The sequence below is a fragment of the Mesorhizobium sp. LjRoot246 genome (assembly GCF_964254115.1).
Classification (GTDB): domain Bacteria; phylum Pseudomonadota; class Alphaproteobacteria; order Rhizobiales; family Rhizobiaceae; genus Mesorhizobium.
The window spans coordinates 4,705,844-4,730,854 of sequence record NZ_CAXUSN020000001.1; the positions used below are offsets into that span (position 1 = coordinate 4,705,844).

General features: G+C 63.3%; 30 protein-coding genes, 2 pseudogenes and 1 riboswitch. Of the genes and pseudogenes, 13 read left to right on the forward strand and 19 right to left on the reverse strand.

The window, feature by feature from the left end; all coding sequences use genetic code 11:
- Positions 1 to 29: 29 nt before the first annotated feature.
- On the reverse strand, positions 30 to 977 hold the full coding sequence (locus tag ACSQ3L_RS23090; RefSeq protein WP_436162009.1) for an ABC transporter substrate-binding protein: 948 nt from the start codon (positions 975 to 977) through the stop codon (positions 30 to 32).
- A 51-nt stretch (positions 978 to 1,028) separates the two neighbouring features.
- Entirely contained in the window at positions 1,029 to 1,817 is a 789-nt protein-coding gene (locus ACSQ3L_RS23095) for an ABC transporter ATP-binding protein (protein ID WP_436162010.1), read from the reverse strand.
- Positions 1,818 to 1,984: 167 nt separating this feature from the next.
- Positions 1,985 to 2,191: riboswitch (cobalamin riboswitch) on the reverse strand.
- A 291-nt stretch (positions 2,192 to 2,482) separates the two neighbouring features.
- Between ACSQ3L_RS23095 and ACSQ3L_RS23100 the strand changes: the two genes are divergently transcribed.
- Positions 2,483 to 3,316 (forward strand): AraC family transcriptional regulator, encoded by an 834-nt coding sequence (locus tag ACSQ3L_RS23100; protein ID WP_436162011.1) that lies wholly within the window; start codon positions 2,483 to 2,485, stop codon positions 3,314 to 3,316.
- Between the two features lie 4 nt (positions 3,317 to 3,320).
- Here ACSQ3L_RS23100 and ACSQ3L_RS23105 read toward each other — a convergent pair whose 3' ends face one another.
- From ACSQ3L_RS23105 to ACSQ3L_RS23115, 3 genes are read right to left on the reverse strand one after another with little or no spacing between them, the layout of a single operon-like run.
- Entirely contained in the window at positions 3,321 to 4,460 is a 1,140-nt protein-coding gene (locus ACSQ3L_RS23105; RefSeq protein WP_436162012.1) for a DSD1 family PLP-dependent enzyme, read from the reverse strand.
- Positions 4,457 to 5,758: a D-arabinono-1,4-lactone oxidase gene (locus tag ACSQ3L_RS23110; RefSeq protein ID WP_436162013.1), complete on the reverse strand. Its 1,302-nt coding sequence runs from the start codon at positions 5,756 to 5,758 to the stop codon at positions 4,457 to 4,459. The genes ACSQ3L_RS23105 and ACSQ3L_RS23110 overlap by 4 nt, the downstream gene beginning before the upstream one ends.
- Before the next feature lie 8 nt (positions 5,759 to 5,766).
- Positions 5,767 to 6,954 carry an MFS transporter gene (locus ACSQ3L_RS23115; RefSeq protein ID WP_436162014.1) on the reverse strand — a complete coding sequence of 396 codons (1,188 nt, stop codon included), beginning with the start codon at positions 6,952 to 6,954 and terminating at the stop codon, positions 5,767 to 5,769.
- Between the two features lie 125 nt (positions 6,955 to 7,079).
- On the opposite strand from ACSQ3L_RS23115, the gene ACSQ3L_RS23120 reads away from it, so the two are divergent.
- The 5 genes from ACSQ3L_RS23120 (at position 7,080) to ACSQ3L_RS23140 (ending at position 10,664) form a co-directional block, all read left to right on the forward strand.
- Complete coding sequence (locus ACSQ3L_RS23120; RefSeq protein ID WP_436162015.1) at positions 7,080 to 7,706, forward strand: TetR family transcriptional regulator; 627 nt, start codon at positions 7,080 to 7,082, stop codon at positions 7,704 to 7,706.
- Positions 7,707 to 7,881: 175 nt separating this feature from the next.
- Positions 7,882 to 8,178, forward strand: coding sequence for a co-chaperone GroES (gene groES / locus ACSQ3L_RS23125; RefSeq protein WP_006203049.1), 297 nt, complete (start codon positions 7,882 to 7,884; stop codon positions 8,176 to 8,178).
- Positions 8,179 to 8,239: 61 nt separating this feature from the next.
- A complete protein-coding gene (gene groL / locus ACSQ3L_RS23130; protein WP_127289069.1) occupies positions 8,240 to 9,895 on the forward strand; it encodes a chaperonin GroEL in 1,656 nt (551 codons plus the stop codon).
- A 164-nt stretch (positions 9,896 to 10,059) separates the two neighbouring features.
- Positions 10,060 to 10,257: a type II toxin-antitoxin system HicA family toxin gene (locus ACSQ3L_RS23135; protein ID WP_183453634.1), complete on the forward strand. Its 198-nt coding sequence runs from the start codon at positions 10,060 to 10,062 to the stop codon at positions 10,255 to 10,257.
- Between the two features lie 5 nt (positions 10,258 to 10,262).
- Positions 10,263 to 10,664 (forward strand): type II toxin-antitoxin system HicB family antitoxin, encoded by a 402-nt coding sequence (locus ACSQ3L_RS23140; protein WP_436162016.1) that lies wholly within the window; start codon positions 10,263 to 10,265, stop codon positions 10,662 to 10,664.
- A gap of 62 nt (positions 10,665 to 10,726) precedes the next feature.
- On the opposite strand, the gene ACSQ3L_RS23145 is transcribed toward ACSQ3L_RS23140, so the two are convergent.
- On the reverse strand, positions 10,727 to 11,362 hold the full coding sequence (locus ACSQ3L_RS23145) for a TetR/AcrR family transcriptional regulator (protein WP_436162017.1): 636 nt from the start codon (positions 11,360 to 11,362) through the stop codon (positions 10,727 to 10,729).
- A gap of 102 nt (positions 11,363 to 11,464) precedes the next feature.
- Here ACSQ3L_RS23145 and ACSQ3L_RS23150 point away from each other — a divergent pair, with 102 nt between their 5' ends.
- Genes ACSQ3L_RS23150 through ACSQ3L_RS23160 form a run of 3 tightly spaced genes read left to right on the forward strand, consistent with a single transcriptional unit; the run spans position 11,465 to position 13,350 of the window.
- On the forward strand, positions 11,465 to 12,475 hold the full coding sequence (locus ACSQ3L_RS23150) for a zinc-dependent alcohol dehydrogenase family protein (RefSeq protein WP_436162018.1): 1,011 nt from the start codon (positions 11,465 to 11,467) through the stop codon (positions 12,473 to 12,475).
- Positions 12,476 to 12,509: 34 nt separating this feature from the next.
- Positions 12,510 to 12,944 (forward strand): OsmC family protein, encoded by a 435-nt coding sequence (locus tag ACSQ3L_RS23155; RefSeq protein ID WP_436162019.1) that lies wholly within the window; start codon positions 12,510 to 12,512, stop codon positions 12,942 to 12,944.
- 19 nt (positions 12,945 to 12,963) lie between these two features.
- Positions 12,964 to 13,350, forward strand: coding sequence for a nuclear transport factor 2 family protein (locus ACSQ3L_RS23160; RefSeq protein ID WP_436162020.1), 387 nt, complete (start codon positions 12,964 to 12,966; stop codon positions 13,348 to 13,350).
- 69 nt (positions 13,351 to 13,419) lie between these two features.
- Here ACSQ3L_RS23160 and ACSQ3L_RS23165 read toward each other — a convergent pair.
- Together ACSQ3L_RS23165 and ACSQ3L_RS23170 are read right to left on the reverse strand one after the other, a co-directional pair.
- Positions 13,420 to 13,629: pseudogene (locus ACSQ3L_RS23165) on the reverse strand (OsmC family protein); the annotation flags it as partial.
- Positions 13,630 to 13,684: 55 nt separating this feature from the next.
- Positions 13,685 to 14,110: a GFA family protein gene (locus ACSQ3L_RS23170; protein ID WP_436162021.1), complete on the reverse strand. Its 426-nt coding sequence runs from the start codon at positions 14,108 to 14,110 to the stop codon at positions 13,685 to 13,687.
- 191 nt (positions 14,111 to 14,301) lie between these two features.
- On the opposite strand from ACSQ3L_RS23170, the gene ACSQ3L_RS23175 reads away from it, so the two are divergent.
- Positions 14,302 to 15,321, forward strand: coding sequence for an AraC family transcriptional regulator (locus ACSQ3L_RS23175; protein ID WP_436162022.1), 1,020 nt, complete (start codon positions 14,302 to 14,304; stop codon positions 15,319 to 15,321).
- A 1-nt stretch (position 15,322) separates the two neighbouring features.
- On the opposite strand, the gene ACSQ3L_RS23180 is transcribed toward ACSQ3L_RS23175, so the two are convergent.
- The 7 genes and pseudogenes from ACSQ3L_RS23180 to ACSQ3L_RS23210 all read right to left on the reverse strand — a co-directional run bounded on the left by ACSQ3L_RS23180 (position 15,323) and on the right by ACSQ3L_RS23210 (position 19,079).
- Positions 15,323 to 15,934, reverse strand: a complete 612-nt coding sequence (locus ACSQ3L_RS23180) for a LysE family translocator (protein WP_109663387.1) — start codon at positions 15,932 to 15,934, stop codon at positions 15,323 to 15,325.
- A 342-nt stretch (positions 15,935 to 16,276) separates the two neighbouring features.
- Entirely contained in the window at positions 16,277 to 16,609 is a 333-nt protein-coding gene (locus tag ACSQ3L_RS23185) for a YkgJ family cysteine cluster protein (protein WP_436163508.1), read from the reverse strand.
- A gap of 52 nt (positions 16,610 to 16,661) precedes the next feature.
- Positions 16,662 to 16,823 carry a hypothetical protein gene (locus tag ACSQ3L_RS23190; protein ID WP_436162023.1) on the reverse strand — a complete coding sequence of 54 codons (162 nt, stop codon included), beginning with the start codon at positions 16,821 to 16,823 and terminating at the stop codon, positions 16,662 to 16,664.
- 1 nt (position 16,824) lies between these two features.
- Entirely contained in the window at positions 16,825 to 17,232 is a 408-nt protein-coding gene (locus ACSQ3L_RS23195) for a hypothetical protein (protein ID WP_436162024.1), read from the reverse strand.
- Positions 17,232 to 17,456 carry a hypothetical protein gene (locus ACSQ3L_RS23200; RefSeq protein ID WP_436162025.1) on the reverse strand — a complete coding sequence of 75 codons (225 nt, stop codon included), beginning with the start codon at positions 17,454 to 17,456 and terminating at the stop codon, positions 17,232 to 17,234. The genes ACSQ3L_RS23195 and ACSQ3L_RS23200 overlap by 1 nt, the downstream gene beginning before the upstream one ends.
- Before the next feature lie 345 nt (positions 17,457 to 17,801).
- Positions 17,802 to 18,011 carry a cold-shock protein gene (locus ACSQ3L_RS23205; RefSeq protein ID WP_010915421.1) on the reverse strand — a complete coding sequence of 70 codons (210 nt, stop codon included), beginning with the start codon at positions 18,009 to 18,011 and terminating at the stop codon, positions 17,802 to 17,804.
- A 415-nt stretch (positions 18,012 to 18,426) separates the two neighbouring features.
- A pseudogene (locus ACSQ3L_RS23210) lies at positions 18,427 to 19,079 on the reverse strand (glutathione S-transferase family protein).
- A 173-nt stretch (positions 19,080 to 19,252) separates the two neighbouring features.
- Between ACSQ3L_RS23210 and ACSQ3L_RS23215 the strand changes: the two are divergent.
- Complete coding sequence (locus tag ACSQ3L_RS23215) at positions 19,253 to 19,441, forward strand: CsbD family protein (protein ID WP_436163509.1); 189 nt, start codon at positions 19,253 to 19,255, stop codon at positions 19,439 to 19,441.
- A 57-nt stretch (positions 19,442 to 19,498) separates the two neighbouring features.
- On the opposite strand, the gene ACSQ3L_RS23220 is transcribed toward ACSQ3L_RS23215, so the two are convergent.
- Complete coding sequence (locus ACSQ3L_RS23220) at positions 19,499 to 20,632, reverse strand: metallophosphoesterase (RefSeq protein WP_436162026.1); 1,134 nt, start codon at positions 20,630 to 20,632, stop codon at positions 19,499 to 19,501.
- 126 nt (positions 20,633 to 20,758) lie between these two features.
- On the opposite strand from ACSQ3L_RS23220, the gene ACSQ3L_RS23225 reads away from it, so the two are divergent.
- Complete coding sequence (locus tag ACSQ3L_RS23225; protein WP_436162027.1) at positions 20,759 to 21,352, forward strand: hypothetical protein; 594 nt, start codon at positions 20,759 to 20,761, stop codon at positions 21,350 to 21,352.
- A gap of 109 nt (positions 21,353 to 21,461) precedes the next feature.
- Here ACSQ3L_RS23225 and ACSQ3L_RS23230 read toward each other — a convergent pair whose 3' ends face one another.
- Positions 21,462 to 22,127: a TetR/AcrR family transcriptional regulator gene (locus tag ACSQ3L_RS23230; protein WP_436162028.1), complete on the reverse strand. Its 666-nt coding sequence runs from the start codon at positions 22,125 to 22,127 to the stop codon at positions 21,462 to 21,464.
- A gap of 240 nt (positions 22,128 to 22,367) precedes the next feature.
- On the opposite strand from ACSQ3L_RS23230, the gene ACSQ3L_RS23235 reads away from it, so the two are divergent.
- Positions 22,368 to 23,147 carry an NIPSNAP family protein gene (locus ACSQ3L_RS23235; RefSeq protein WP_436162029.1) on the forward strand — a complete coding sequence of 260 codons (780 nt, stop codon included), beginning with the start codon at positions 22,368 to 22,370 and terminating at the stop codon, positions 23,145 to 23,147.
- Here the strand turns inward: ACSQ3L_RS23235 and ACSQ3L_RS23240 are convergent.
- Complete coding sequence (locus ACSQ3L_RS23240) at positions 23,144 to 23,986, reverse strand: alpha/beta fold hydrolase (RefSeq protein ID WP_436162030.1); 843 nt, start codon at positions 23,984 to 23,986, stop codon at positions 23,144 to 23,146. The genes ACSQ3L_RS23235 and ACSQ3L_RS23240 overlap by 4 nt on opposite strands.
- Positions 23,983 to 24,921, reverse strand: a complete 939-nt coding sequence (gene choX, locus ACSQ3L_RS23245) for a choline ABC transporter substrate-binding protein (RefSeq protein ID WP_436162031.1) — start codon at positions 24,919 to 24,921, stop codon at positions 23,983 to 23,985. The genes ACSQ3L_RS23240 and choX overlap by 4 nt, the downstream gene beginning before the upstream one ends.
- Positions 24,922 to 25,011: the final 90 nt, after the last annotated feature.

Sequence of the window (25,011 nt, forward strand, 5' to 3'; positions counted from 1 at the left end):
GGCCAGTGCAAATGCCGGATGGCGCAAGGTCAAAACGCTTCCGGGTGCATGGCCTTGGCGATCTTGCCGATCGCTTCGATGTTGGCCGGTCCAGGCGTCAGCTCGGCATAGCGCAAGGCGACGAAGCGCTCGTTCTTGACCGCGTCGGTCTCTTTCATCGCCGGATGCGCCTTCAGGAAATCGAGCAGCTTCCTGTAGCCGCCGCCGTCCTGGTAATCGAGCAGGATGAGGAATTGCGGATTGCGCGACGCCACCGTTTCCCAGTCCGTGTTGCCCCAGCTGGTGTCCATGTCGGCCATGATGTTGTCGCCGCCGGCGGCTGATATCATGGCGCTCGGAATAGCGAATTTGCCCGCGGTGAACGGCTTGTCTTCACCGGAATCATAGAGGAACACCCGCGTACCCTTACGGTCGCCGACCTTGGCGGTGATGTCGGCGAGCTGCGTCTTCCAGCCCGAAACGAGCTTTTCAGCCTCGGCCTCCTTGCCGAAGATCGTGCCCAGCTTTTCGACGTCGCCATAGAGCAGGTCCATCGAGGCGGCGGGGCGGTTCTTGTCGAGATGGACGCAGCTTTCCGTCAACACCAGCGTCTTGATGCCGTGCGGGGCAAGCGTGTCGGGCGTCACCTCGCCACCCGGCTTCATGCCGTAATACCAGCCGGCGAAGAAGAAATCGGGCTCGACCGCGACCAGGTTTTCGAGCGTCGGATATTTGGGCGCCAGTTCCGGGATCGAGCCCTGCTCGGCCTTGAATTCGGGACCGACCTTGTACCATCCGGTGATGCCGGTCAGGCCGACGATCGACGGCTGCAGTTTCAGCGCAAAAGCCATTTCGGCCATGTTGAGATCCTGGACCACGGCACGCTTCGGCGGCGCGTCGAAGGTCAGCGGCTTGCCGCAGCTGTCGACCGTGACCGGGAAGGCCAGGGCTGTCGAGGCCAGCAGCGAGAAGGCAAGCGAAAAGGCAAGGCGTTTCACGGATTTTGCTCCTTTGTGGATGGGATTGGGTCGAATGCGGAACGGCTTCAATCAGGACGGCGGCGCGGCACGGTTCGGCACCTCGAACACCGTCAGTTCGCGGTCTTCGGTCGGATGGCGCAGGCGCAGCACATCGATGCCGAAAATCTCACGGATCAGCTGTTGCGTCAGCGCTTCGCGCGGTGCCGCGAGCGCTTGCAGACGGGCATGGTTCATCACCGCCACCCTGGTGGCGAAGGGCGCCACCAGCGCCAGGTCGTGCAGCACCGCGATCACCGTCATCTCGAAGCCGGCCACGAGTTCGAGCAGCTCGCCGCGGGCGCGCGGGTCGAGATGGTTGGTCGGCTCGTCGAGGAACAGGATCTTTGGCTGCTGGGCGATGGCGCGGGCCAATTGGGCGCGCTGTCGCTCGCCGCCCGACAGCGAGCCGATGGTGCGGCCAAGCAGCGGCAGCAGGCCGGTCCGGCGCAGCGCGTCGAAGACGATGTCGCGTTCCTCGCGCCTGCGCCTCAGCCCGGCATGCGGGACCCGGCCAAGCTCGACATAGTCGATCACCGCCAGCCGCGGATCGGGCTGGTCCGTCTGGCCGACCACGGCGATATGCAGTGCCCGCTCGGCGGCCGAAATCCTGTCGAGCCGCCGCCCACCGAGCTTCACCTCGCCCGAGCTTGGCCGCAGCATGCCCGACAGCATGCGCAGCAGCGTGGTCTTGCCGGCGCCGTTGGGACCAATGATGGCAAGGCGATCGCCAGCGGCCACCGACAGGCTGACCGCCTGGACCAGATCCCGCCCATTCGCCATGGCACAGAGGTGATGTGCTTCGAGAAGCGGCGCCGTCATCGGCTGCTGCCTGCCGGATTGCCGGGACGGCAAAGCGTGCACACGATGATGCGGTGATCGATAGGGCCGTCCAACTTTCCGTCACTTTCCAAAACTGGCGACGGAAGGAAGCTGGCGAGCCGGCCGACAAGACCGGGATTCGCGTCTCCTCCCGGCACACCCCGTCCGGTCAACTCATGCTGATGGCAGGTCTCCTGGCTTGCGGGTCGTTGCGCCATCCTGCCTTCCCAGCCTTGCCGGCCAGTGGCATTCACGGATTTTGCTCGCCGCTTACAGTTGCGGGGGCAGCCACGGTCTCGACCTGATCAGGCCTCACCGTGTTCCCTTTTCACCCCTCGCCTTTCGACTCGGGGACCATCATTGCCTCAGCGTAGATTTCCACCAATCGCTTCGCAACGGATTTCTGGGTGGGCCACTTGAGGGAAACAGACATTGCGCGCTCTCTTAATGTAATAACATAACATGTCTAAGAGATGACGCCGGCCGCTGTCAAGCGAAAGCCCCCAGCCGAATTGGCCTGTCAGCGGCAAGGAGCGCCTGGCCGGCTGGCCATCTCGGTGCGCAACTGCGGCGGGCATCGGCGCGGATTGCGCAGGATGCGCAATTTCGATCAAACTGGCCGCGTCAGGAAACGGCATCATGATCCGGCCAATGCGAGGAGAAAAATGAACCCGACCGAGAAAGCGCTGTGGTTCGTCGAAAGCCATCTGCCGGAAGCGATCTCGCTCGACGACGTCGCGCAAAGCAGCGGCGTGTCGCGCTTTCATGTGACGCGGGCTTTCGGGGCAGCCACCGGCCGCTCGGTGATGGGCTACATGCGCTCGCGCCGGCTGAGCGAAGCGGCGCGCAAATTGGCTGGCGGGGCGCCCGACATCCTCTCGGTCGCGCTCGACGCCGGCTACGCCTCGCATGAGGCTTTCACCCGTGCCTTCCGCGATCAGTTCGGCACCACGCCGGAGCTGGTGCGTGCGCAAGGCACACTCGACAAGCTCGACCTCGTGGAGCCGATCCTGATGGACCAGTCCTTTCTTGCCAACCTCGAACCGCCGCGTTTCGAGACCAGCCGGCCGTTTCTGATCGCTGGCCTCGGCGAACGCTACAGCTGCGAAACCAGCGCCGCCATCCCGATGCAGTGGCAGCGCTTCGGCCCCTATATCGGCAACATTCCAGGCGAGACCGGCGACGTCGCCTATGGCGTCTGCGTCAACGGCGACGATGCCGGCAATTTCGACTACATCGCCGGCGTCGAGGTGTCGGACTTTTCGGACCTGCCCAAGGAATTCAGCCGGGTGCGGGTGCCGGCACAGAAATATGCGGTCTTTGCCCACCGCGAACACATCTCGACCATCCGCCGTACCGTCAACACGATCTGGAACAAATGGCTGCCCGGTTCGGGCCACGAGATATCGGATGGACCGGAATTCGAGCGCTATGGACCCGAATTCGACCCGCGCAGCGGCAATGGCGGGCTGGAGATTTGGATACCGGTGAAGGCGTAGTCGGTCACGCCATCGGCAGCACCGGCCAGCGATCGATGATCCTGCCGCCGGAAAACACCGCGATCGATCCGAACTGCTGCAGCACGGCCTCGCTCTGCGTCGGGCGCAGGAAGGCATAGTCGCCTGGCCTTGCGGTCGCATCGGCCGGCAGGCCCATGAATTGCTGGTTGGACGACAGGCCGAGCAGGCCGTTCGTCTTCATGCCTTCGGGGAACACCGGCTCAGCCATCCACTTGCCGCCATAGAGATAACAGCCCTTGCGCGGAAACCGGCCGAGCGCCTGCAGCAGGCGGGTAACGGCCGGCGGGCCGGGCAGCATCGGCTCGACCACTTTCAGGATCGGGGTGGCGATGAACGCCGCCGGCTGGAAGCCGTCGAGACCTGATGTATCGAAATCGCTGGGCAGGACAAAAGCCGAGCCCATCGACACTTCATTGGCCGTTCCGCCATGATGCAGCAGCGCGGTCTTGCTGCCGCCGATGTTCAAGATGCGGCGCTGGTCGGCGCCGAGACAGGCGACGAATGCCGCGGCCTTCTCCGATGCCCTCGCCAGTGCTTTCGTCGGTCCACCGAACAGGCCGGGAATATGCGGCGCATGCGCCTCGTAGGCCATGACGCCATCGCAATGCAGCCGGGCCGGCAGCGCATTCAATGCCTTCGACAAGGCCTCCGGGCTGGCAAAGCCACCGCGATGCAGCCCGACATCGATCTCGAAAGCGATGCGCAACTCGGTGCCGAGTTCGTCAGCGAGTGCGCCATACTCCGCCAGTCTCTCCTCGCTGTCGATCAGCCAGCAGACACGTGACCAGTCGGCGTCGGCTTTCGCCAGCGCCGCTCTTGCCGCGCCGATCGGCATCGGCTTGCCATACAGCAGATCGGCATCCGGAAAGGCCTTCAACACCACCTCGCTGATCGGCGGATGGAAGGTCATGAACTGGTTGGTGCCAAGCGCCTTGCCGATATGCGCAAGCAGCGGCAGGCAGGCGAGCGATTTGTCGACCAGCCGCGCGGCAAGAGCGGGATCAAGCCTCTCCTTCACCAGCGCAATGTTGCTGTCCAGCCGGTCGCGATCGAGCAGCAGGCAGGGCTGGAAGATGCCGGCTTGCTTCAGCGCATCCGACAGGGTGGAAAAATAGGCGTTCATCGTTCAATGCCAAAAGGACTGGGCTCGATGCCGAAAAGGCCAGCCATGTAGGGCGAGACGAAGCGGTTTTGCGGGTCGACGTCGCGGCGCACCGCCATGGCGTCATCCCAGCGCGGGTAGAGCTTTTTCAGCTCCGCCGCTTTCAGGCTGTGCATCTTGCCCCAATGCGGCCTGCCGCCATATCTGCGGAAGATCGGCTCGGCCGCCCGCATGAACGGCAGCGGATCGTTCGCCGCGTCATGGTGGATGGCGATCGAGCAGGTGAGCCTGTTGTAAAAGGGCGAGAGCCAGAATTGGTCCGGCGCGACCGAGCGAACCTCCATCGGGAAATAGACCTCGGGAAAACGCTTCTCGGTCAGCTCGATGATCTCGGCCAGCGCCTTCGGCCCCTCCTCGAACGGCAGATGATATTCCATCTCGTTGAACTTGGTCTGCCGGTCGCTGGCATAGACGTTGAGCCAGTCCTGCACATAGTCCTCGGCCGGCACTTTCGCGACGGCGCCCAGGATCAGCCGGCGGCGCAGCGACGGCAACCAGGCAAGCCCGGTGCGCAGCCGGCGCAGCGTCCTCAAACCCGCCTCGTCTTGCTCCGGCGGTCGGGCGGTGGGCGCGGCATCGCTGAAATCGCTGGCAATGAACCGCGCGTAGCCGGAAAACGGAATGTAGTAGAATTCGGCCGAGCGATGCGCGGTCATCATCGTCTCGAAATCGCGCAGCATCTCAGTGATCGGCAGCATCCATTTGCGGCGGCGCAGCCGGTAGGTCGCGATGTTGTTCAGCGTCACTTCGGTGAGCACGCCGAAGGCGCCGAGCGCAACGCCGATGGCATGGATCATCTCCTGATCCCCTGCCCGCTTGAAGTCACGGACCCTGCCGAGCCCATCGACGATCTGCACCGTCTCCAACTGCGTGTGATAGGCGCCGAGCGTCGGTCCCGAGCCGTGCGTGGCTGTGCCCAGCGCGCCGCCGATCGCCTGGCGGTCGATGTCGCCCATGTTTGGCAGGCCCTGGCCAATACCTTGCAGGATGTGCATGAGCGGGCCGAGCCGGGTCCCTGCCCGCACCCGCGCCTGATGTTTTTCGGCGTCGTGCGAGACCAGCCCTTCCAGCCTCTCCAACGACAGAATCGTGCCCTCGGATTTCACCAGCGGCGTGAAGGAATGACCGGCGCCGACGACACGGATCGGGCCGGGCGCTGTGCGCATGAGATCACCGAGTTCGCCGGCGTCGGCGGGGCTGGCGATCAGCTTCGGCTCGGCAGTGACAAAGCCGGACCAGTTGCTCCAACTGTTCGACATGGCGCTGCTCAGGCAACGGCGCGGCGACGCCGCGTCACGAGGATGAACAGGCCGAGCAGTGCCACACTGGCGACGGCGCTGGCGGCGGCGAATTCCGGCACTGGCCGGAAATCCTTGCCGTCGATGAGTAGCGACGCCGCGATCGGCCCGATTGCCAGGCCGAAAAGTTGGGCTGCCGGCACCAGCAGTACGGCGGTGCGCGTTTCGTCGGCGGTGATCGCCAGCCGGATCTGGTAGGGCACGATGAACAAGAGGATGAAGCCCATGACCAGAGCGGCGATCCAGAATGTCGTCAGGCCAGGGCCACCAGCAAGAACCAGGGAGCTGACCAGCGCCACGGCGCCGATCACGGCGATGGCAAGGCGATAATCGATGCGCGCTTCCAACATGGTTGCCGTCATCGCCCCCAGGACCTGTGCAGCGAGGCTCGCCGAGACGATCAGGCCGACGGTGCGGCCATCGATGCCATATTGCGCGCCAAGCGGCTCCAGAAACGCCCAGACCGCGCCGAAGAACATGAAGTAGCAGAAGACCGACAACAGCGCGGTCATCGAGGGAACCGTCAGCACATTGGCCAGGTTCTCCTCCTTGGGCAGGTCGGCATAGTCCCCGGGGACGATGAAGGCGACCGCCAGCGACGCGACGCAGACGACGGCAAGAACGATGAAGCCGCCCGCCGACCCCGCGGCCGGAATGACATAGAGCGCCAGCAACAGGGCAAGCGCGCATTGCGCCAGCGTCTGCATGGTGACGAAATAGCCGCCGATGCGCTCGGCGCGCCGCGAACGGGCGATCAGTTCGGTGGCGACGGCGACCAGACCGCCTTCGGCGAGCCCGGCCAGGGCGCGGGTCGCGATCAGCGTGCTGGCGCTCGCGGCATAGGCCGTCCACACATTGGCTAGAGCCAATAACAGCAGAAGGACGGCACTTTTCCAGCGCATATTGTGCGCCGAGAGCAACATCGCCACGACAGCCGAACCGATGGCAATGGCGATCATCTCGGCGGTGGCGACCAGCGCCAGTTCATCGCCGCTGACATGGCCCTCGGTGTAAAGGGCGCCGAGCAGCACCGGCTGCAGGCCGAGGATAAGCAGGCCGACCGAACCGATCCACAGGGCCGAGGCAAGCTGCCAGCCGGTGGGATTGCCGACCAGCCAATCGCCACTGCCTGCGTGGCCGGTATCTGTCGAAGCCAAAGGCGCCTCCCAACGTCCTTGCCGTGCGGCAAAAAAGCTGACAACCTGTCAGCATTTCAGAAGCTGATACTTGATCATATTTCTTGTCAACCGGAATTTGAAAAACCCGTGCGAAAGATCGGTGCATGACGGAATTGAAGAGAATGGCGACCGAGCCCAGGCGCAGACCCAAGCAGGAGCGCAGCCGCGAGCGCATCGACGCGATCCTGTCGACAACCATGCGGCTGATCGGCGAAAAGGGCATCGACGCCGTCACCATGAAGGAGGTCGGCATGCTGGCGGGCGGGCCGATCGCCACCGTCTACCACTATTTTCCCAACAAATCGGCGATCCTGGCGATGCTCTATGAGCGGTTTTCGGAGGTCAGCCGCGCCCGGCTGACAGCGATCATCGCCGATGTCCGCGAGGCGAAGGACGTGATCGTGGCCGCCGACCGGCTGCTTGACGATTATCGCAGCCGTGTCGCCGGCGATCCGGCCATCCAGGATCTGCAGAACGCCATCCAGGCCGACAAGGCACTCAAGAACCTCGACATCGCCGAAACCCGGCACCAGGCCAAAATGTTCTGCGACCATGTCGTCGCCTTGATCGAGCCGGAAAAGCGCGAGCAGTTCGAACGCATGGTTCTGCTGATCTTCCAGCTCGCCGGCGGTGTGGTGCGCCTGGCACTCGCCCAGGGCGAAGCGGAAAGCCGCCGCACGATCGAAGACTATCGTTCGATCATTCACACGCAGTTGCGGTTGTTTCTGTAAGCCTCCATCCGTAGAAAAATTTCACGCTCCCGGACGGCGCCGCGCGCCTTGACTCTGTCAGGCCAGCAGCCTATTTCAGCGCCACGTTAGCACTCGCCTTTGGTGAGTGCCAACCGTGTGTCCGGCGCCGCCGGATAGAGGAACTGTTCTCACCGTTCTCATCGAGGAAGAAAAAATGGCAAAGTCGAAGTTCCGCCCGCTTCATGACCGCGTGGTCGTTCGCCGGGTCGAATCCGAATCCAAGACCGCCGGCGGGATCATCATCCCGGACACGGCAAAGGAAAAGCCGCAGGAAGGCGAGATCATCGCCGTCGGCTCCGGCGCTCGTGACGAAGCTGGCAAGCTGGTCCCGCTGGACGTCAAGGCCGGCGACCGCATCCTGTTCGGCAAGTGGTCGGGCACGGAAGTCAAGCTCAATGGCGAAGACCTTCTGATCATGAAGGAATCCGACATCATGGGCATCATCGGCTGATATCAGGCCTTTTCTCAACTGAATTCCCGGGCTCAATCAAAGCCCCTGCCAGGAGCTAAAAATGGCTGCCAAAGACGTAAAATTCTCCCGTGATGCCCGCGAGCGCATGCTGCGCGGCGTCAACATCCTCGCCGACGCGGTGAAGGTCACGCTCGGCCCCAAGGGCCGCAACGTCGTCATCGACAAGTCGTTCGGCGCCCCGCGCATCACCAAGGACGGCGTCACCGTCGCCAAGGAAATCGAGCTTGAAGACAAGTTCGAGAACATGGGCGCGCAGATGGTCCGCGAAGTTGCTTCGAAGACCAACGACATCGCCGGCGACGGCACCACGACCGCGACCGTTCTGGCGCAGTCGATCGTCCAGGAAGGCCACAAGGCCGTTGCCGCCGGCATGAACCCGATGGACCTGAAGCGCGGCATCGATCTGGCCGTGACCGAAGTCGTCGCGGCGCTCGGCAAGGCCGCCAAGAAGATCAAGACCTCCGAGGAAGTTGCCCAGGTCGGCACGATCTCGGCCAATGGCGACGAGTCGGTCGGCAAGATGATCGCGGAAGCGATGCAGAAGGTCGGCAACGAAGGCGTCATCACGGTTGAGGAAGCCAAGACCGCGGAGACCGAGCTCGAAGTCGTCGAAGGCATGCAGTTCGACCGCGGCTACCTCTCGCCCTACTTCGTCACCAACGCCGACAAGATGGTTGCCGAGCTCGAGGACGTCTACATCCTCCTGCACGAGAAGAAGCTCTCCAACCTCCAGGCCATGCTGCCGGTTCTCGAAGCCGTCGTGCAGACCTCGAAGCCGCTGCTCATCATCTCGGAAGACGTCGAAGGCGAGGCTCTGGCCACGCTGGTCGTCAACAAGCTGCGTGGCGGCCTGAAGATCGCCGCCGTCAAGGCGCCGGGCTTCGGTGATCGCCGCAAGGCCATGCTGGAAGACATCGCCATCCTCACCGGTGGCCAGGTCATCTCGGAAGACCTCGGCATCAAGCTCGAGAACGTCGGCCTCAACATGCTCGGCCGCGCCAAGAAGGTGTCGATCTCCAAGGAGAACACCACCATCGTCGACGGCGCCGGCAAGAAGGCCGAGATCCAGGGCCGCGTTGCCCAGATCAAGCAGCAGATCGAAGAGACCACTTCGGACTACGACAAGGAGAAGCTGCAGGAACGTCTGGCCAAGCTGGCCGGCGGCGTTGCGGTGATCCGCGTCGGCGGTGCGACGGAAGTCGAAGTCAAGGAAAAGAAGGACCGCGTCGATGACGCCCTCAACGCGACCCGCGCGGCCGTGGAAGAAGGCATCGTTGCAGGCGGCGGCGTCGCCCTGCTGCGCGCTTCGGCCAACATCAAGGCCACCGGCGTCAACGCCGACCAGGCCGCCGGCATCAACATCGTTCGTCGTGCGCTACAGGCTCCGGCCCGCCAGATCGCGGCCAACGCCGGTGCGGAAGCATCGATCGTTGCCGGCAAGATCCTTGAGAACAAGGGCTTGACCTTCGGCTACAACGCCCAGACCGGCGAATATGGTGACATGATCGCCATGGGTATCGTCGATCCGGTCAAGGTCGTTCGCACCGCTCTCCAGGACGCGGCTTCGGTCGCCGGCCTGCTGGTCACCACCGAAGCCATGATCGCGGAGGCTCCGAAGAAGGAGTCGGCTGGCGGCGGCGGCATGCCTGGCGGCATGGGCGGCGGCATGGGCGGCATGGGCGGCATGGATTTCTAATCCAGCCAATCTGGCTAAGCTTATGGAAAGGGCGGCAGCGATGCCGCCCTTTTTATTCTTTCAGGATGCGTCAGAATGGGTGTTGGCCGATGTCTACAGGGCACGGCACTCGTGAATGTTGATTTCAGTGGGCGTGTGTATTATCTTACACGGAGAATGCAGCTGTGGAACGCGATAGCCGCGCCCTGATCAAATTGTTGGAGGCTGATGGCTGGTTCAGAATCGGCGTGACTGGTTCTCACCACCATTTCAAACACCCCACGAAGCCGGGCAAGGTTACAATTCCGCATCCACGCAAGGACATGCCTACAGGAACTGTTCGCGCTTTGTTGAAGCAGGCGGGCCTCCTGAACCAAAAGTGAGAAGCTTGCGTTACATCGCCTTCATCCACAAAGACCCGGACAGTATCTACGGCGTGAGCTTCCCCGACATGCCTGGCTGCATCTCGGCAGGAGATACGATCGACGAAGCCGTGCGCAACGCCGTAGAGGCGCTCTCCGGTCATGTCCGCATGCTGGAAGCGGACGACGATCCAGTTCCCCCGCCGCGCGACTTTGACGCCATCATGAGCGATCCCGAACTCGCGGAGGATCGCGACGGCGCCATGACGACTGTCATTCCGCTGATACGTGATCGCGGATCGACGACGCGGATCAACGTATCGTTCGATCTGGGCCTGCTCGAAGCTATCGATGCGACGGCTCGTGAACGCGGACAGACACGCTCGGCCTTCCTCGCCTCAGCCGCTCGCAAAGACATTGTAGATTAGCTAAGCAAAGAAAGCCCGCTGCCTCCTGCGACCTGCGTGACCGCACAAGGCGCCTGGCGATATCAATACCCCGGCGATGGGATCTCGGCCGCGGAAATCGCCGTGTCGCGATTGCGGCCTCCTCCAGCAAGCACCGCGGCTTCGATCAGCGCCGCCACCTCATCGGCCACGGCCTGTACCGGGGCGCGGTCGCGGGTGGCGCGGGCGATCACCATCAGCCCTTCCAGCGACGATTCGACCAGCAGCGCCAATGCATGCGCGCGGCGCTCGGGCACCCCTGCTCTGACGAAGGCGTCCCGCAGCAGGCCTATCCACTGTTCGAAGGCCGAGCGGCACAATTCCGCCAGTTCCGGCACGTCGATCGGCGAGTCCAGCACGACAGGCGCGATCGGACAGCCCAGCGAAAACTGGTTGTCCTCCAGCATGCGCCCCACCGACTGGTAGATATGATGGACGGCCACCGCCGGATCCTTTTCGGCAGCCAGCGCTTCGCCCAGCCTCTCCGTCACGTCGGCAACGCTGGCGCGCGTCACCTCGATGACCAGTTGGTCCTTGCCGCCGGGGAAATGGAAATAGAGCGAGCCGCGCGGCGCGCCGCTGGCGCTCAATATGTCGTTGAGCGAAGTGCCGTGATAGCCGCGCTGCCTGAGCAGCAGCCCTGTCGTCTCGAGTATGCGGGTGCGGGTGTCGTTGGCCATGTCAACCTCTGTCAGCAGGAATCATTATAGGCCTTGCGCAGAATATGACAATCGGTCTACATAATATGTAGATCAGTCTATATATTTCTCGAGGGGATCGACATGCGCAACTACCGTCTCGAAGGGTCCCGTGGGACCGAATCCCTGGTGATGCGCGACGCGGCGCAGCCGGAGCCGACACCGCATGAGATCGTGGTGCGCGTTCGCGCCACCTCGCTCAACCGGCGCGACACAATGATCCTCAACGGGACCTATCCGCTGCCGCCGCGCCAAGGCGTCGTTCCGCTGAGCGACGGGGCCGGTGACATTGTCGCCATCGGCGACGCCGTCACCCGCTTTGCCGTCGGCGATCGCGTGACAGGTAGCTATTTTGCCCGCTGGATCGACGGCCGCATCCATGCAGGGCTGATCGACCAGCTCGGCTGCACGCTGGACGGCATGCTGACCGAATACGCCGTTCTCGACGAACAATGGGCGGTGCGGCTGCCCGATCATCTCGACTGGCATGAGGCGGCAACGTTGACCTGCGCCGGCTTAACAGCCTGGAACGCGGTAACGGGCGCCGGAATTCCGAAGCCCGGCCAATGGGTTCTGGTCATCGGCTCGGGCGGCGTCTCGCTCTTTGCACTGCAGTTCGCCAAGCTGCTCGGCTGCCGCGTCGTCGCCGTCACCTCGCGCGGCGAGAAAGCCGACAGGCTGCGGGCGCTGGGCGCCGACCTGGCGATTTCGACACCGGACATGCCGCAATGGGGTGCGACCGTTCGCGACCACACCGGCGGCATCGATCTCGTCGTCGAGACCGGCGGCCCGGCAACCTTCGCGCAGTCGCTGATCGCCAGCACGCTTTACGGCCACATCGTGCTGCTGACGCTGCAGGATGCGAAAGGCGGGTCGATCGAGATACCGGCGGCGCTCTACCAGCGCAGCCTCGCCACCATCAGCCGCCTCTTCGTCGGCAACCGGACCAACCTCGAAGCCATGCTGCGCGCCGTCTCGCAGCACCGCCTGCGGCCCGTCATCGACAAGGTCTTCGCCTTCGCCGAGGCCAGCGATGCATACCGCTATTTCCAGCAGGGCGACGTCTTCGGGAAGGTGATCATCGACGGCGCCTGATCCATCGAGTCCTCAAACCCAAGGGAGAACGACAATGACTATTCGTGAAGCCTCGGCCAAGTGGCAAGGGACGCTGAAGGAAGGTTCGGGCCGCTTGCGGCTCGGCAGCGGCGTGTTCGAAGGCGCTTATTCCTTTCCGTCGCGTTTCGAGAACGGGCCGGGCACCAACCCGGAAGAGTTGATCGCAGCAGCGCATGCCGGCTGCTTCTCGATGGCGCTGAGTGCCATACTCGGCCGCGAAGGCCATGTTCCAGACAGCATCCACACGGTGGCGAAGGTGCATCTCGGCGCCACCGCGGCCGGGCCGACCATCACCCGCATCGAGTTGGAGACAGAGGCCGGCGTCGCCGGGCTGGCGGCGGAGGATTTCGAGCGGCTGGCGCAATCCGCCAAGGCGACTTGCCTGGTCTCGCGGGCGCTTGCCGGCGTCGCCTCGATCACGCTCAAGGCGAGCCTCATCGATGACTGAAAACGGAAGGAGCATCCCAATGACCCAGGAACTCATCATCGACATCGCCACGGCCAAACGCTCCGCCGAAACGGCCGAGATCATGCGGCGTTACAACAACGTCTTCCAGCGCCATGACCCCTCCGCTCTGGACGAGTTGGTGGCGGATGACTGCATGATCGAGAATACGACGCCGGCGCCGGACGGCGCCCGCCGCGCGGGCAAGGCCGCCTGCGTCGAGCTGTGGTCGGCGATCGCCACCGCACCCGGCACGCGCTTCGACATCGAGGAAACCTTCGTCGCCGGCGACCGCGCAACGATCCGCTGGCGTTTCTGGATGTCCGACGGCAGTTCGCTGCGCGGTGTCAACCTGATGCGCGTCGCGAACGGCCGAATTGTCGAAGCGATGGGCTACGTGAAGGGATAGAGCCTGGCGCGACGAGTTGCATTCGTTCAGGCTGCGCTCGGACCCACCCCGGAATCCCCGTCAAGGTTGCATGTCGCCGGAGCAAAGCTCCTGCCCGCTGCCGCCGGCTTTCGAATGGATGCCGGCCAGCGCAAGCCCGCGGCCAGTTTCGACCTTGCAGGTCACCCTGGAGTCGTCGGCGCTGCCCTTGGCCCTCAGCGTGAGAAGCGCCGCCCGCGCATCCTTGCGATATAGATCCTTGATCGGCTCCTGCGTGGCGCGAAAAGTCGCGATGTCCATGCGTATTCTCCTGTCGTGAAATATGGTTGTCGGAAATCTTGCGTCATCGGCGGGATTACTCCGGCACGCCCACGCCGGAGCCGCCCAGCTCGGCCGGAAAATCCTTCAGCTTCGGCAAGCCGTCCTTCATCGGCAGCACCGTCTCGGAATAGTTGACGTGGACCCCCGGCTTGAATTCCAACGTCGGTATCGTGGCCGCATAGACGTCGACCAGTCCGAGCGGCGGATGACCCGTCATCAGGTGGCCGCCGCATTTGGTGCAGAACTGGCGGTCGCTCATCTTCGACTTCTCGAAGCCGGACAGGAACTCCGCGCCCTTGGTGACCTTGACGTTTTCCGGCTTCCACAGCGTGAAGGCGTTGACGGGAGACGCCGACCACGACCGACACGAACTGCAATGGCAATAGCCCATGGCCTCGGCCGATCCGCGCACTTCGATTTCCACGGCGCCGCAAAAGCACCCGCCCTTATGTACCGTCATGACTTACGTCCTTATCGTTGAGTTCGACCGCGCTTCGAGCGTCCGATCTGGGGCGAGGCTCAGCGCCTGGCGGGGTTTAAAGCTTCCGGCAACGAACGGAATGACGGGGCGTCCGCCTTACTTGACAGCGCGTCCGGAACTCGAAAGGGATGACGCGCCGAGTTGCCGCGCGACTTACGGGACATGGGTGAATGGCCGGGGACGCTCTGTCTGACCTGTTGAAAACGGTGCGCCTCACCGGCGCGACGTTTTTCGATATCGCGGCCCAGGATCCATGGGCGGTCTGCTCGCCCTCCCCGGCTTCGATACTGCCGAGGATACTGCCGGGCGCGGATCACCTGATTTCCTACCACGTGCTCACGGCCGGCCGGTGCTTCGCCCGCATCATCGGCAAGGAGGCGATGCCCGTGGAGGCCGGCGAAGTCGTGGTCTTCACCAGGAGCGATCCGCATATCATGTCGAGCAATCCGGACCTGCGTGCGGATCCGCCGACCGCGGATGTGCTGGAGATCGCGGCCGCCAGCCAGACGCCATTCCCCATCAACTACGTCAAGGACGGATCGATGTCGGCCCGGCTGGTATGCGGCTATCTCGCTTGCGATGCCCTGCCCTTCAATCCGCTGCTCGAAGCGCTGCCGCCGGTCATCAAGGCCGGAGACGTGAGAGGCGATGGCGGCTGGCTCGGCCAGTTCATCAAGCTGGCCGTGTCGGAGGTCGCGGAAAAGCGGGCGGGCAGCGAGACGGTGCTCACCAAGCTCAGCGAATTGATGTTCGTCGACGTGTTGCGCCGCTATGTGGAGTCGCTGCCACCGCAGCAAACCGGCTGGCTGGCGGGCCTGCGCGATCCGCATCTGAGCAAGGCGCTGGCGCTGATCCACGACCGGCCGGCGCACAATTGGACGGTGGAGGCGCTGGCGAAGGAGGCCGCGCTGTCGCGCACGGTGCTCGCCGAGCGCTTCACGAAAACCGTCGGCATGCCGCCAATGCACTATCTCGCCAAGTGGCGGATGCAGATCGCCTCGGAATTGCTCAGTGCCGGCAACAGCAACGTCGCGAACATCGCGGCGGAGATCGGCTACGAGTCGGAGGCAGCGTTCAGCCGCGCCTTCAAGAAGATGATCGGCGTCCCGCCCTCCGCCTGGCGGCTGGGTATCCGGGCTGCGCCCGGTTCCGGAAGCGAGGGGGCTTCCGAAACCGCAAGGGCGGATTAGGCTACCGATCCGCCAGCGCCAGCTTCGCACCGAGCATGACGAAGGCGCCGGCGAAGGTTCGGCGCATCCAGGTCAGCACCATCGGCCGCGACACGACATGGCTGCGGATCGAGGCGGCGAAGATACCGTAGCCGACGAAAACCACAAAGGTCAGGAGCATGAAGACGGAGCTGAGCTCCAGCATCTTCGACAGCGCATTTGGCTCGGTGGTGCTGACGAATTGCGGCAGGAAGGCGAAGAAGAAGATCGACAGTTTCGGATTGAGCACATTGACGAGGATGCCGGTGGCAATCACCTTGCCGGCCGAGCGCGGCGTCACATCCTGTTCGACGCTCAAGCCGCCCTTTTCCTTCAGCGTGTTCCAGGCCATGTAGAGCAGGTAGGCGACGCCGAGATATTTCAGCGTCTCGAAGGCGACCGCGCTGGTGTGCAGCAGCGCCGCCAGGCCGGTGATAGCGGCGGCCATATGCGGGATAATGCCGAGCGTACAGCCGAAGGCTGCGATGATCGAGGCCCGCGCACCGCGCGAAAGGCCGGCGCTCAGCGTGTAGAGAACGCCGGTGCCGGGCGAAGCCACGACGATCAGCGACGTCAACAGAAATTCGATGCTCATGAAATCCTCCACTGCCCTGCCCGGCGTGGAAGGTATCGGGCGGCGGGTCTGCGCACAAGCGGCGGCGATTGGCGTGATCTCCCACGAGGGGCAAGCCTATCGCATATGGATTCTTGCGAAGAGGGACCCCCACCCTAACCCTCCCCACAAGGGGGAGGGAAGCTGCCGCGTGCCTTTAATTCTTCTTTGGCGCTGAAAGACAGGCGATTCGCCTAGGTCAGCGCCAACGGAAGTCTCCCTCCCCCTTGTGGGGAGGGGTTAGGGGTGGGGGTCCGTGCCGGGCAGACATCTCTGGAAATTCCATAGGCGATAGCCCTGCCAACTTGTGGGTGAGATTGGCAGTTACACCGGCAATCCGTGCGCCCGGCGTGCCATCAGGCACTCCTCGTTACCGGGCATGCAGGCACGGCAGACATCCGGGCGTAGGTCGTAGATGCGGCAACCGGTCGACTTGCCGACTTCGCCGGACAGGGCTGAACAGCGCACGCCTTCGCAGCGCATCCCCGACAGATCAGGTGCTACATGTTTTTCCGGGATGCGGTCGAGCTGGGCGTCGTCCTCGGTGGAAAAGCGCGGCCAATCGGCCGAATAGGAACAGCAGGCGCCGCAGCTCTGGCAGTCGAACAGAGCGGTGGTGCCGTGTTGCGACGACAAAAGGCTTGCGGCGGCCGCCAGGGCGAACAGCCCTGGTGCTGCAGGATTGCGATCGGCGTCCTGCGGCAAGGCGCTATTTCTTCTTGCCTGTCTTGCCCTTCGGTGAATCCGCCGGTGACTTGAACAGATCGGTCGCGGCCTCGGCGGCGCCGGCCTTCGGCGCGGCAAGCGGCTTGGCCGGTTTTGCGGCAGCCGAGGCTGTCGGCTGATCCTTGGCGGAGAATTTTATGGCCATGTCAATCCTCGTCGGCGAAACGCGATGATGGTGCGCGCGGATTGCGCAGGCGGCCGATCAGCGCCGAAACCGCCGTGATGTTCATTTCCTCGGGCGACCAGTTTTTCACCGCCTCGATGTGGTGGGGCGCCAGTTCGCGATGCGTGCTGCCGCTGTAGGCGGCATCCTGATAAGTCACAAGCTCATGGGTTTTGGCGTCTTCGCGGACATATTCGATCAGGTAGTTCGGGCATTCGGCGCGGCCACGCACACCGACGCGTACCTGGGCATCGCCATGTGCACGCTTGCAGCGCTCGAGCTTTTCAAGCACGCGCCTGACGAATTCGACCGGCTTGTCGAGCCCTTCGACCATATCTGCGATGGTCGCGTCGGCGGCGATCGGCGTTGGCGGTACGCGCTTGGTAGCCATCAGCGTTTTCCGGCCCGCTTCGGCAAAGCGGCTAGCGCGGCGGCGGCGGCCATCTCGTCGGCCTCCTTTTCCAGGCGCAGTTCGCGCAGGCGCGCCGTCTTGGCTTCCCGCGCCTGGCTGACGGCATCGCGCTCGGAATTGATCCGGTTGAGCGACATCGACTGGGTTTGCGTCTTGCTGAACAGGGACACGGCCTGTTCGACTGTCTTCGATTGAGCGGTCAAGATCTTTCTCCTGTCAGGAGCTTGGTGCCGATGGAGCGAGACCGGGTGTTCGGTCAGGACGACGCACAAAGCAATCCGCAGCGCATTCAAGTTGCTGGAGCGTCCCTTAGCACGTTCGGCCCCATGCGCAGCGCTTTTTTGGCGGCAACAAGCGTAAAATGAAAAAAGGCCAGGCACCGCCTGACCTTCCGTGGGGGCGCCGCGCATCCAGATGGATGCGCAAGGCACGCTCCTCTCATGCGCATGAAATCCAGCGGAAACTCACGCTTCCGCGGCCATGCGCCCGAACTCGCCACTCACCGGTGCCAGTACATCCGTGGTCACCGGGAGAGCTGAATTCGTTTTTCAGGCCGCCTTCAACTGGTCGGCGGACATCTTGCCCGACTTGTTGTCGCGGACCATCTCGTAGCCGAGCTTCTGGCCTTCGACGATGTCGCGCATGCCGGCGCGCTCTACGGCCGAGATGTGGACAAAAACGTCGGCCGAGCCGTCGTCAGGCTGAATAAAACCAAAACCTTTGGTGGCGTTGAACCATTTAACTGTGCCGGTGCTCATAACGAACCCTTTCCATGGCAAATATTCGTTAATCGTCGTGCGAACGCACAACGATTTTTGTCTCGATTTTTGATGGGGAAGTTCGTCAAAGGCGCGCATTCGTGCGCGGATAACAAAAGTCGGTCAAACAAATATCGACGAATTTCTTTTAGGCTTCTTTTGGCGCGCTGTCAAATTTGCATAAAGCCACACCTGCGGAATTCTCCAAAACCTCCGGCTGGAATGACGGCAAACTGGACGCCAAACAGCGCGCGGCCGGCAATTCGAAAAAATTCACTGCGTCAGGGAACCATCTGCGCAAACGCGCATTTATTCCCTGTCATCAGCAGTTCATGAGAGCAATCGAAAGAACGGTTGATGGCAAAGACGCCCCCCGCACGATAAAAGGTGCGAGGGGCGTTTTCGTTGGATCCAGCTATTCGTCCGGGCCGGGTTCCGGCCACGTCTCCTTGGCGGCCTCGGCATACCAGTGACGCATCGCCGGCGTTGCCAGCATGGCGTCAACATAGGCGCGCGTATCCGGCGCAAGCGTGCCGCCATACGTGTCGAAACGGGTGACAACAGGCGCATACATGGCGTCGGCCGCGGTGAAATGTCCGAACAGGAACGGACCGCCCTTGCCGTATTTTTCGCGACACTCGCGCCACAGCGCCTCGATGCGCGCCCGCTGCGCCTCGCCTTCGGCGTCGAGCGGCTTGTGGCCCTTCGGCCGACGCAAATTCATCGGCCAGCCATAGCGGACCTCGCGAAAGCCTGAATGCATCTCGGTCGCCACCGAGCGCGCCAGCGCACGGGTGTCGATGTCGGCCGGCCAGAGCTTTTCCCGGGAAACAGGTCTGCAAGATACTCAAGGATCGCAAGGGTTTCCCAGATGATCTTGCCATTGTGATTCAGCACCGGCACCTGGCCGGTCGGCGACACTTTCGCCAGGTTGGCAAAGGTTTCGGGCGTGCGCAGCCGCACAAAACCCTCCTCGAACGGAATCTCCAGATGCCTCATCGCCACCCACGGTCGCAGCGACCATGACGAAAAGCACTTGTTGCCGATGAAGAGCGTGAATTCAGCCATTTTTCTCCCCCAACGCACGATCACCCAGAATCCTTAAGGCGGCGCGTGTTCGCAGCCTAATCCGCCAGCCTTGCCTCAGGGTGCGGCCGCGCGACCTGATCTGCCGTCCGGGCGACGCCTGGAACCTAACCGACCGCCGGCTCGTTAGATTCCGGCGGATGAATTCTCAGGAGATGCGGAAAATGGTGAACAAGGATCAGGTCGCGGGCGTTGCCAAACAGGTCAAGGGTTCGGTCAAGGAAGCCGCCGGCAAGGCAACCGGCAACAGGCGGGTCCAGGCTGAAGGCACGGCCGACAAGATCGCTGGCAAGGTGCAGAAGGCTTATGGCGACGTGAAGGACAAGGTCAAGAAGGCGCTCTGATCCGGCAGCGAGAACCGCTCTTTTATCGGGAAGAGGCGGTCGCGAGGGCCGCCTTTTTCATGTGCTCCAGCCCTTGGAGAAGGCGTTGGTGAAGGCGACCTCGCCATGATCGCCGGTCGCCTCGCCCAGCACCACGTCCATGCCGTCGCTGGTCACCCTGGCCAGTGCGAAACCGCCCATATAGGCGGCCTTCGGCTTGAACAGATCGAGCCCGTCCCTGCGGTAGATCAGCGGCGTTTCGTGCTGATGGCCATGGAAGATGCCGACGACATTGTAGCCCTTCAGCGCCGCCAGCAACGCCTGCCGGTCGGCCTCGCTCCACCAATGCGGTGCGCCGGCGCCGTCATCGTCGTAGCTCTTTTTGGCGGCGTCCCATCGTTCTATCGAGAAAATGTCCCAGCCATAGTGCTGGAACAGGATGACCGGACGGCCGTCCGCCGCATAGGTCGCCAGATCCTGCTTCAGCCATGGCAGGCTGCTCTCGGCACCGTGGCCGGTGTCGCCGGCGAAACGATGCGTCTGGACGAGATGCAGGCCACCCCAGTCCCAGGAATAGCAGTCGGTGTCGAGATCATAATCGGTCGCCGGCGCCGGCGGCTTGAAGAAGACGCCGGCGCGATGATTGACCTCGACATAGTCGCGCAATTCGCGCCGGTACCAGTCGACATGGTGCGGTGGCCCGTTCTGGTCGAGATCATGGTTGCCGAGCCCGACATAGACCGGCATGTGCACGCGATCGGGACCGACGCCTTGCTGGTAGCGCTGGCTGAACTGGAGCAGTTGGGTGCCTTCGCTCGGCTGGGTGATCTGGCCGCCGCCGTCGTCGGTCATGTCGCCGCCGACGACGAGGCCGAGCGGCGCGCCGATGTGGCTGCCGGCCGAACGCAAGCCGGTGGCGACACCGTTGATCTCGGCCGGCCAGTCCTTGTCGCCGAGACCGTTCAGTGCTGCCACGTTACGCAGCAGCGCCGCGTCGGTCTTGCCTTCCTGCAGGCAATTGGGGCTCAAGCCGTTCGCCATGCGGCAGGCATGGACATCGGCGATGAACAGGAAGGTGGCGTCGATGGACTGGACGCGTTGGCCGGTCTGGCTGAAGGCCGGGCGCGACAAGGCGCCGGCCGCGGCAAAACCCGCCATCTGCTTCAGCAGACTGCGCCGGGAAAACAATCCGGTGGAACGGCGATTCATCATGCGCTGAATTTCAGCATGGAGAGCGGCCAGCCGTCCAGCGCCTCTCGATGCCGCCATCCATCGACATGATGCCACCGGCCTGGCATGTCTCCTCTTTCAACTTGCGCGAGCGGAGGAGGAAGAAAAATGAAAGCTGCACCTATCTGTATGATTTTGGCAGCGATGCTGTCCGCGAGCCCCGCGCATGCCGCCGGTTGTATCGACGCCAACTCCGCCAAGAAGGGTTTCGTTCTGGCGAGACCCGGGATCAAGAGCGAATTTCGGCCCGTGGCAGGCGGGATGATGTCGGTCGCCAACACCTACGAGTCGCAATCGCCCCAGACGCAATATCTTTTCGCCGGCCTGATCGAAGTGTTTCGCGACAGCGACACCGGTCGGCAGGCGATGATCCCGTTTTCCGATCTGCGAAAACTGTTTCCGTTGAAGGCAGGGGCAAAAGCCACGATAGAGTTCGTCGAGTTGTCGCCGAAAAAGCAGCCGAAGAGCACCAAGACGCTGACCCTGGCCGTCAAGGGCAAGGAAACATTCAGCCTGGGCGACTGCAAATACAATGTTCTGGCGGTCAAGGAGACCTTCACGAACGGCGCCGGCGAGACGCTGGATACATTCACCGCCCTCTATGCGCCCGACCTGCAAGCCGCGCTCGCGCGGCGCTACGATGAAGGCACCAGCTCGGAATCGGTCAATGGCTACGAGACGATCAAGCCGCTGGCTGAGTAGGTAGGATCCGGCTTCTTCGCTTCGCCCTCGCGTCAGCCAGAGCGAAGCCGCAAGGTCGAGAGAAGCGGCTGCGTCGCGATCCTTCGCACCCCCCTCTGGCCTGCCGACATCAAATAGTTCTCGGCCGTGGCAGTATCCTGTTGCGTCGCCTGGCAACCAATCCGCCTTGCGATGGCGACAACGCGCTCCGCTCCAGTCCCGCCAGACAATCCCGCAGCAGGCTCGCATCCTGCGCCGCCTTGGCCATCGACATCGCCCCGGAATAGGCGGCGACCACCAGCGCGGCGAAGCGTTCGGGATCCGTGCCCTCGTCCCTGCCCGCCTGCTGGTCGGCTCGCACCTTGTCGGAAATCGCCCGCCGCCACCCGGCAAAAATACTGGCAAGGGCAATGCGGAAATCCGGATCGGCAAGCGACAGTTCGTGCGCCAGATTGTTGAGCGGGCAGCCGCGCACGAAACCCTGTTGCTCCAGTTCCGCCGCCACGGCCTCGAACACCGCGCGCACGCCTTCGCGCGCTGACGCCGCCGCCAGCACCGGCGCGATCCATGTCTCTTCGACCGCCGCCGCCACGCGCTCGTCGATCACCGCCAGCGCCAACGCCTTCTTGGTCGGGAAATGGTGATGCAGCGCGCCGCCGCTGACATCAGCCGCCGCCATCAGGTCACCGATGCTGGAGGCGTGATAGCCGCGCGCCTGGAACGCGTCCTCGGCGACATCGAGCACCTTTTTGCGCATGCCTTCAGGGTCGTTGATGCGTTTTCCCGGGCGTGCCATGCGGATCTCCCCCTTCTCCCCTTGTGGGAGAAGGTGCCTGAACGAAGTGAAGGCGGATGAGGGGTGCTCCAGCTTGGCACCAACGGCGCATCGTCGAGCACCCCTCATCCGTCTTGGCGCTGCGCGCCAATCCACCTTCTCCCACAAGGGGAGAAGGTAAAAGAAGATAGCATATTGACAAAACAGGACAACCGGTCTGTTTTACAAACAGGATGATCACCCTGTTTTGGAGAATGTCGGATGAACCTGCCCCGGAACGTCGCGACGAAACCCACGGCGCTCGCCTCGCCTGTCGTCGAGTTGCGGCAATACACGCTGAAACCCGGCCGGCGCGACACGCTCATCGACATCTTCGACGGGAGACTGATCGAGGGCCAGGAGGACGCCGGAATGACCATTATCGGCCAATTCCGGGATATCGATCGGCCTGACATGTTCGTCTGGATGCGCGGCTTCAATGGCATGGTCGCGCGGAAAAATGCTCTCGCCGAATTCTATGGCGGGCCGGTCTGGGCCGCGCACGGCCCTGCGGCCAATGCGACGATGATCGATTCCGACGACGTGCTGCTGCTCAAGCCGGCGTGGCCGGGCGCCGGCTTCGACCTCGCGGGCGCGCGGCGGCCAGGTCTGGCCATCGACGAAAAGCCCATTCAAGACAAGCCGTTGGCTGGCATCGTTGTCATCGAGATTCAGCATTTGCAGCCCGGCACAGAGGCTGATTTCGCCAATCGCTTCGAGATTGAGACGGCGTGCCTGATGACAGCCGACGCACGCCTGCTCGCCGCGTTCGTTACCGAGCATGCCGAAAACAGCTTTCCGCGCCTGCCGGTGCGGGCCGATGAAAACGTCTTCATCTCCGTCACCGGCTTCGCCAGCGCCGAGGCGCATGCCCGCCACAAGGCCGCCCTCGCCGCCTCGCCGGCATGGCAGGCTTTTTGGCGGGCCGCGCAGCCCGGCATGACCAAACCAACGGAGACTTTGCGGCTGTCGCCCACTTCGCAATCGCTGGTCGGGCGTTAGACTTCAAATGCCTTGATGATGGCCTTTGCGACGAGGCCCGGATCTTCCCAATGCGGGTTGTGGCCGCAGTCCTCGGCCCGGACCAAGACGGCTTCGGCAAGAGCGGACTGCAACGCCTGCTGGTGCGCCTCGCCGAACAGCGGGTCGCACGCGCCGGCGATAATCAGCGTTCGGGCCTGCACGGTTCGCGCCGCGTCGGTCAGATCGGCGCCGCGGATTTCCTCCAGGATCGTCCGCCAGCGCGACGACGGCATGGCCGAGGCGTCATTCGCCAGGCCGGCCAAAAAGGCTGCGGGCACGCCGGGCCGGCACGCATGCCACCAGGCATAGAACGGATCGGCCGGCGATATCGGGTCGCGCAGAACCTGGACGCCGGCGACCAGCGGATGATCCGGCGCGAAATCGGGGCTCAACGTGCCGGCCAGGGCCACCAGGCCGCCAATCAGCTCCCTGTGTCGTCCGGCCAATGCGATGGCCACCATGGCGCCCAGCGAATGGCCGACGACAACCGGCCGGTCGAGCCGCAAGCGTAGGATCAGCCCGGCGATATCGTCGGCGAAGTCGGCGATGCCGCAGCCCTTGCCCGCTTGCGAAGCGCCGTGGCCGCGCAAATCCGGCATGATCAGCCGGCGGCCGGCCAGATGCGGCGCCAGGAGCGAAAAGCTGCGGCTGGTGTCGGTGAAGCCGTGCACCAACAGCAGCGCCGGCTCGGCGCCTGATATCTCGACATAGGCGATGTCGATGTCGCCGATAGTGATGAATTGCTTGCGGCCGGCCCAGGCGTCCTGTTCCGCGATCACATCCTGCTCCGGCAAGGCATCCAGCGCTGCCGGTCTCACAGGCCGAGCTTTTCCTTGACCGCGGCAAGGCCGGGCTGGCCGTCGAAGGTGGTGACACCGGCGAGCCAGGTGTCGAGGCGGTTCTTGTTCGCCGTGATTGCCTTCAGCGCGCCGCCCTCCGGCTTCATGCCGTCATTAATCAGATAGCCCATGCCGACATTCTCGAAATCGATGTCGAAGGCGAGATTCCCGAGGAATTGCGCGACATTCGGGCATTGCTCGAGATAGCCCTTGCGCACCTGCGTCGTCACCGTCGCGGCGCCAAAATTCGGGCCGAAGAACTTGTCGCCGCCGGTCAGGTACTTGAAGTCGTACATCGTGTTCATCGGATGCGGTGCCCAGCCCTGGAAGACGATGAACTGCTTCTCCTTGATCTCGTAGCCGACCTCCGACAGCATGCCGGCTTCACTCGACTCGACGACTTGCCAGCCGTCCAGGCCAAAGGCCGGATCGGCGATGGCGTCCATCATCAACTGGTTGGAGCCGGGCTCGATGCCGTACATTTTCTTGCCGAACTTGTCGGCGAACTTGTGCAGGTCGGAAATATCCTTGACGCCGGCGTCCCAGACGTAGGTCGGGACGGCGAAGGTGTATTTGGCGCCTTCGAGATTGACGCGCACATTCTCGACGGAGCCGTCCTTCTTGTAGGGCTCGTAATAGGTGACCATGGCCGGGTCCCAGTAGCCCAGGAACAGGTCGAGATCCCTGTTCTTCATGCCTTCGTAGATGACGTTGATGCCGAGAACCTGGCTTTGCGGCTGGTAGCCGAGCGCCTCCAGCAGGACGTTGGCTACTCCCGCGGTGAAGGCAAGGTCGTTCCAGCCGGGTTCGGCCATGCGAACCGTCCTGCACTGCTCGGCCTCGGCCGCCTGGGCCACATGAGAGGCCAACATCAGGGCGGCAAGACAGATGCCATTTGCAAGGATGCGCAACATTTCGGTTCTCCTCATTGTCTAAAATTGACCAATTGGTCTTTTTATTGTCCCATGGGTCAATTCTTGATCTGGACGGGCGAAGATGTCAAC

What these genes read in the sequence shown, in the direction of transcription:
- ACSQ3L_RS23095 (WP_436162010.1), bottom strand. Translation starts at nt 1,817, where the DNA reads ATGACGGCGCCGCTTCTCGAAGCACATCACCTCTGTGCCATGGCGAAT.
- ACSQ3L_RS23100 (WP_436162011.1), top strand. Translation starts at nt 2,483, where the DNA reads ATGAACCCGACCGAGAAAGCGCTGTGGTTCGTCGAAAGCCATCTGCCG.
- ACSQ3L_RS23105 (WP_436162012.1), bottom strand. Translation starts at nt 4,460, where the DNA reads ATGAACGCCTATTTTTCCACCCTGTCGGATGCGCTGAAGCAAGCCGGC.
- ACSQ3L_RS23110 (WP_436162013.1), bottom strand. Translation starts at nt 5,758, where the DNA reads ATGTCGAACAGTTGGAGCAACTGGTCCGGCTTTGTCACTGCCGAGCCG.
- ACSQ3L_RS23120 (WP_436162015.1), top strand. Translation starts at nt 7,080, where the DNA reads ATGACGGAATTGAAGAGAATGGCGACCGAGCCCAGGCGCAGACCCAAG.
- groES (WP_006203049.1), top strand. Translation starts at nt 7,882, where the DNA reads ATGGCAAAGTCGAAGTTCCGCCCGCTTCATGACCGCGTGGTCGTTCGC.
- groL (WP_127289069.1), top strand. Translation starts at nt 8,240, where the DNA reads ATGGCTGCCAAAGACGTAAAATTCTCCCGTGATGCCCGCGAGCGCATG.
- ACSQ3L_RS23145 (WP_436162017.1), bottom strand. Translation starts at nt 11,362, where the DNA reads ATGGCCAACGACACCCGCACCCGCATACTCGAGACGACAGGGCTGCTG.
- ACSQ3L_RS23150 (WP_436162018.1), top strand. Translation starts at nt 11,465, where the DNA reads ATGCGCAACTACCGTCTCGAAGGGTCCCGTGGGACCGAATCCCTGGTG.
- ACSQ3L_RS23155 (WP_436162019.1), top strand. Translation starts at nt 12,510, where the DNA reads ATGACTATTCGTGAAGCCTCGGCCAAGTGGCAAGGGACGCTGAAGGAA.
- ACSQ3L_RS23160 (WP_436162020.1), top strand. Translation starts at nt 12,964, where the DNA reads ATGACCCAGGAACTCATCATCGACATCGCCACGGCCAAACGCTCCGCC.
- ACSQ3L_RS23170 (WP_436162021.1), bottom strand. Translation starts at nt 14,110, where the DNA reads ATGACGGTACATAAGGGCGGGTGCTTTTGCGGCGCCGTGGAAATCGAA.
- ACSQ3L_RS23175 (WP_436162022.1), top strand. Translation starts at nt 14,302, where the DNA reads ATGGCCGGGGACGCTCTGTCTGACCTGTTGAAAACGGTGCGCCTCACC.
- ACSQ3L_RS23180 (WP_109663387.1), bottom strand. Translation starts at nt 15,934, where the DNA reads ATGAGCATCGAATTTCTGTTGACGTCGCTGATCGTCGTGGCTTCGCCC.
- ACSQ3L_RS23190 (WP_436162023.1), bottom strand. Translation starts at nt 16,823, where the DNA reads ATGGCCATAAAATTCTCCGCCAAGGATCAGCCGACAGCCTCGGCTGCC.
- ACSQ3L_RS23195 (WP_436162024.1), bottom strand. Translation starts at nt 17,232, where the DNA reads ATGGCTACCAAGCGCGTACCGCCAACGCCGATCGCCGCCGACGCGACC.
- ACSQ3L_RS23205 (WP_010915421.1), bottom strand. Translation starts at nt 18,011, where the DNA reads ATGAGCACCGGCACAGTTAAATGGTTCAACGCCACCAAAGGTTTTGGT.
- ACSQ3L_RS23215 (WP_436163509.1), top strand. Translation starts at nt 19,253, where the DNA reads ATGCGGAAAATGGTGAACAAGGATCAGGTCGCGGGCGTTGCCAAACAG.
- ACSQ3L_RS23220 (WP_436162026.1), bottom strand. Translation starts at nt 20,632, where the DNA reads ATGATGAATCGCCGTTCCACCGGATTGTTTTCCCGGCGCAGTCTGCTG.
- ACSQ3L_RS23225 (WP_436162027.1), top strand. Translation starts at nt 20,759, where the DNA reads ATGAAAGCTGCACCTATCTGTATGATTTTGGCAGCGATGCTGTCCGCG.
- ACSQ3L_RS23230 (WP_436162028.1), bottom strand. Translation starts at nt 22,127, where the DNA reads ATGGCACGCCCGGGAAAACGCATCAACGACCCTGAAGGCATGCGCAAA.
- ACSQ3L_RS23235 (WP_436162029.1), top strand. Translation starts at nt 22,368, where the DNA reads ATGAACCTGCCCCGGAACGTCGCGACGAAACCCACGGCGCTCGCCTCG.
- choX (WP_436162031.1), bottom strand. Translation starts at nt 24,921, where the DNA reads ATGTTGCGCATCCTTGCAAATGGCATCTGTCTTGCCGCCCTGATGTTG.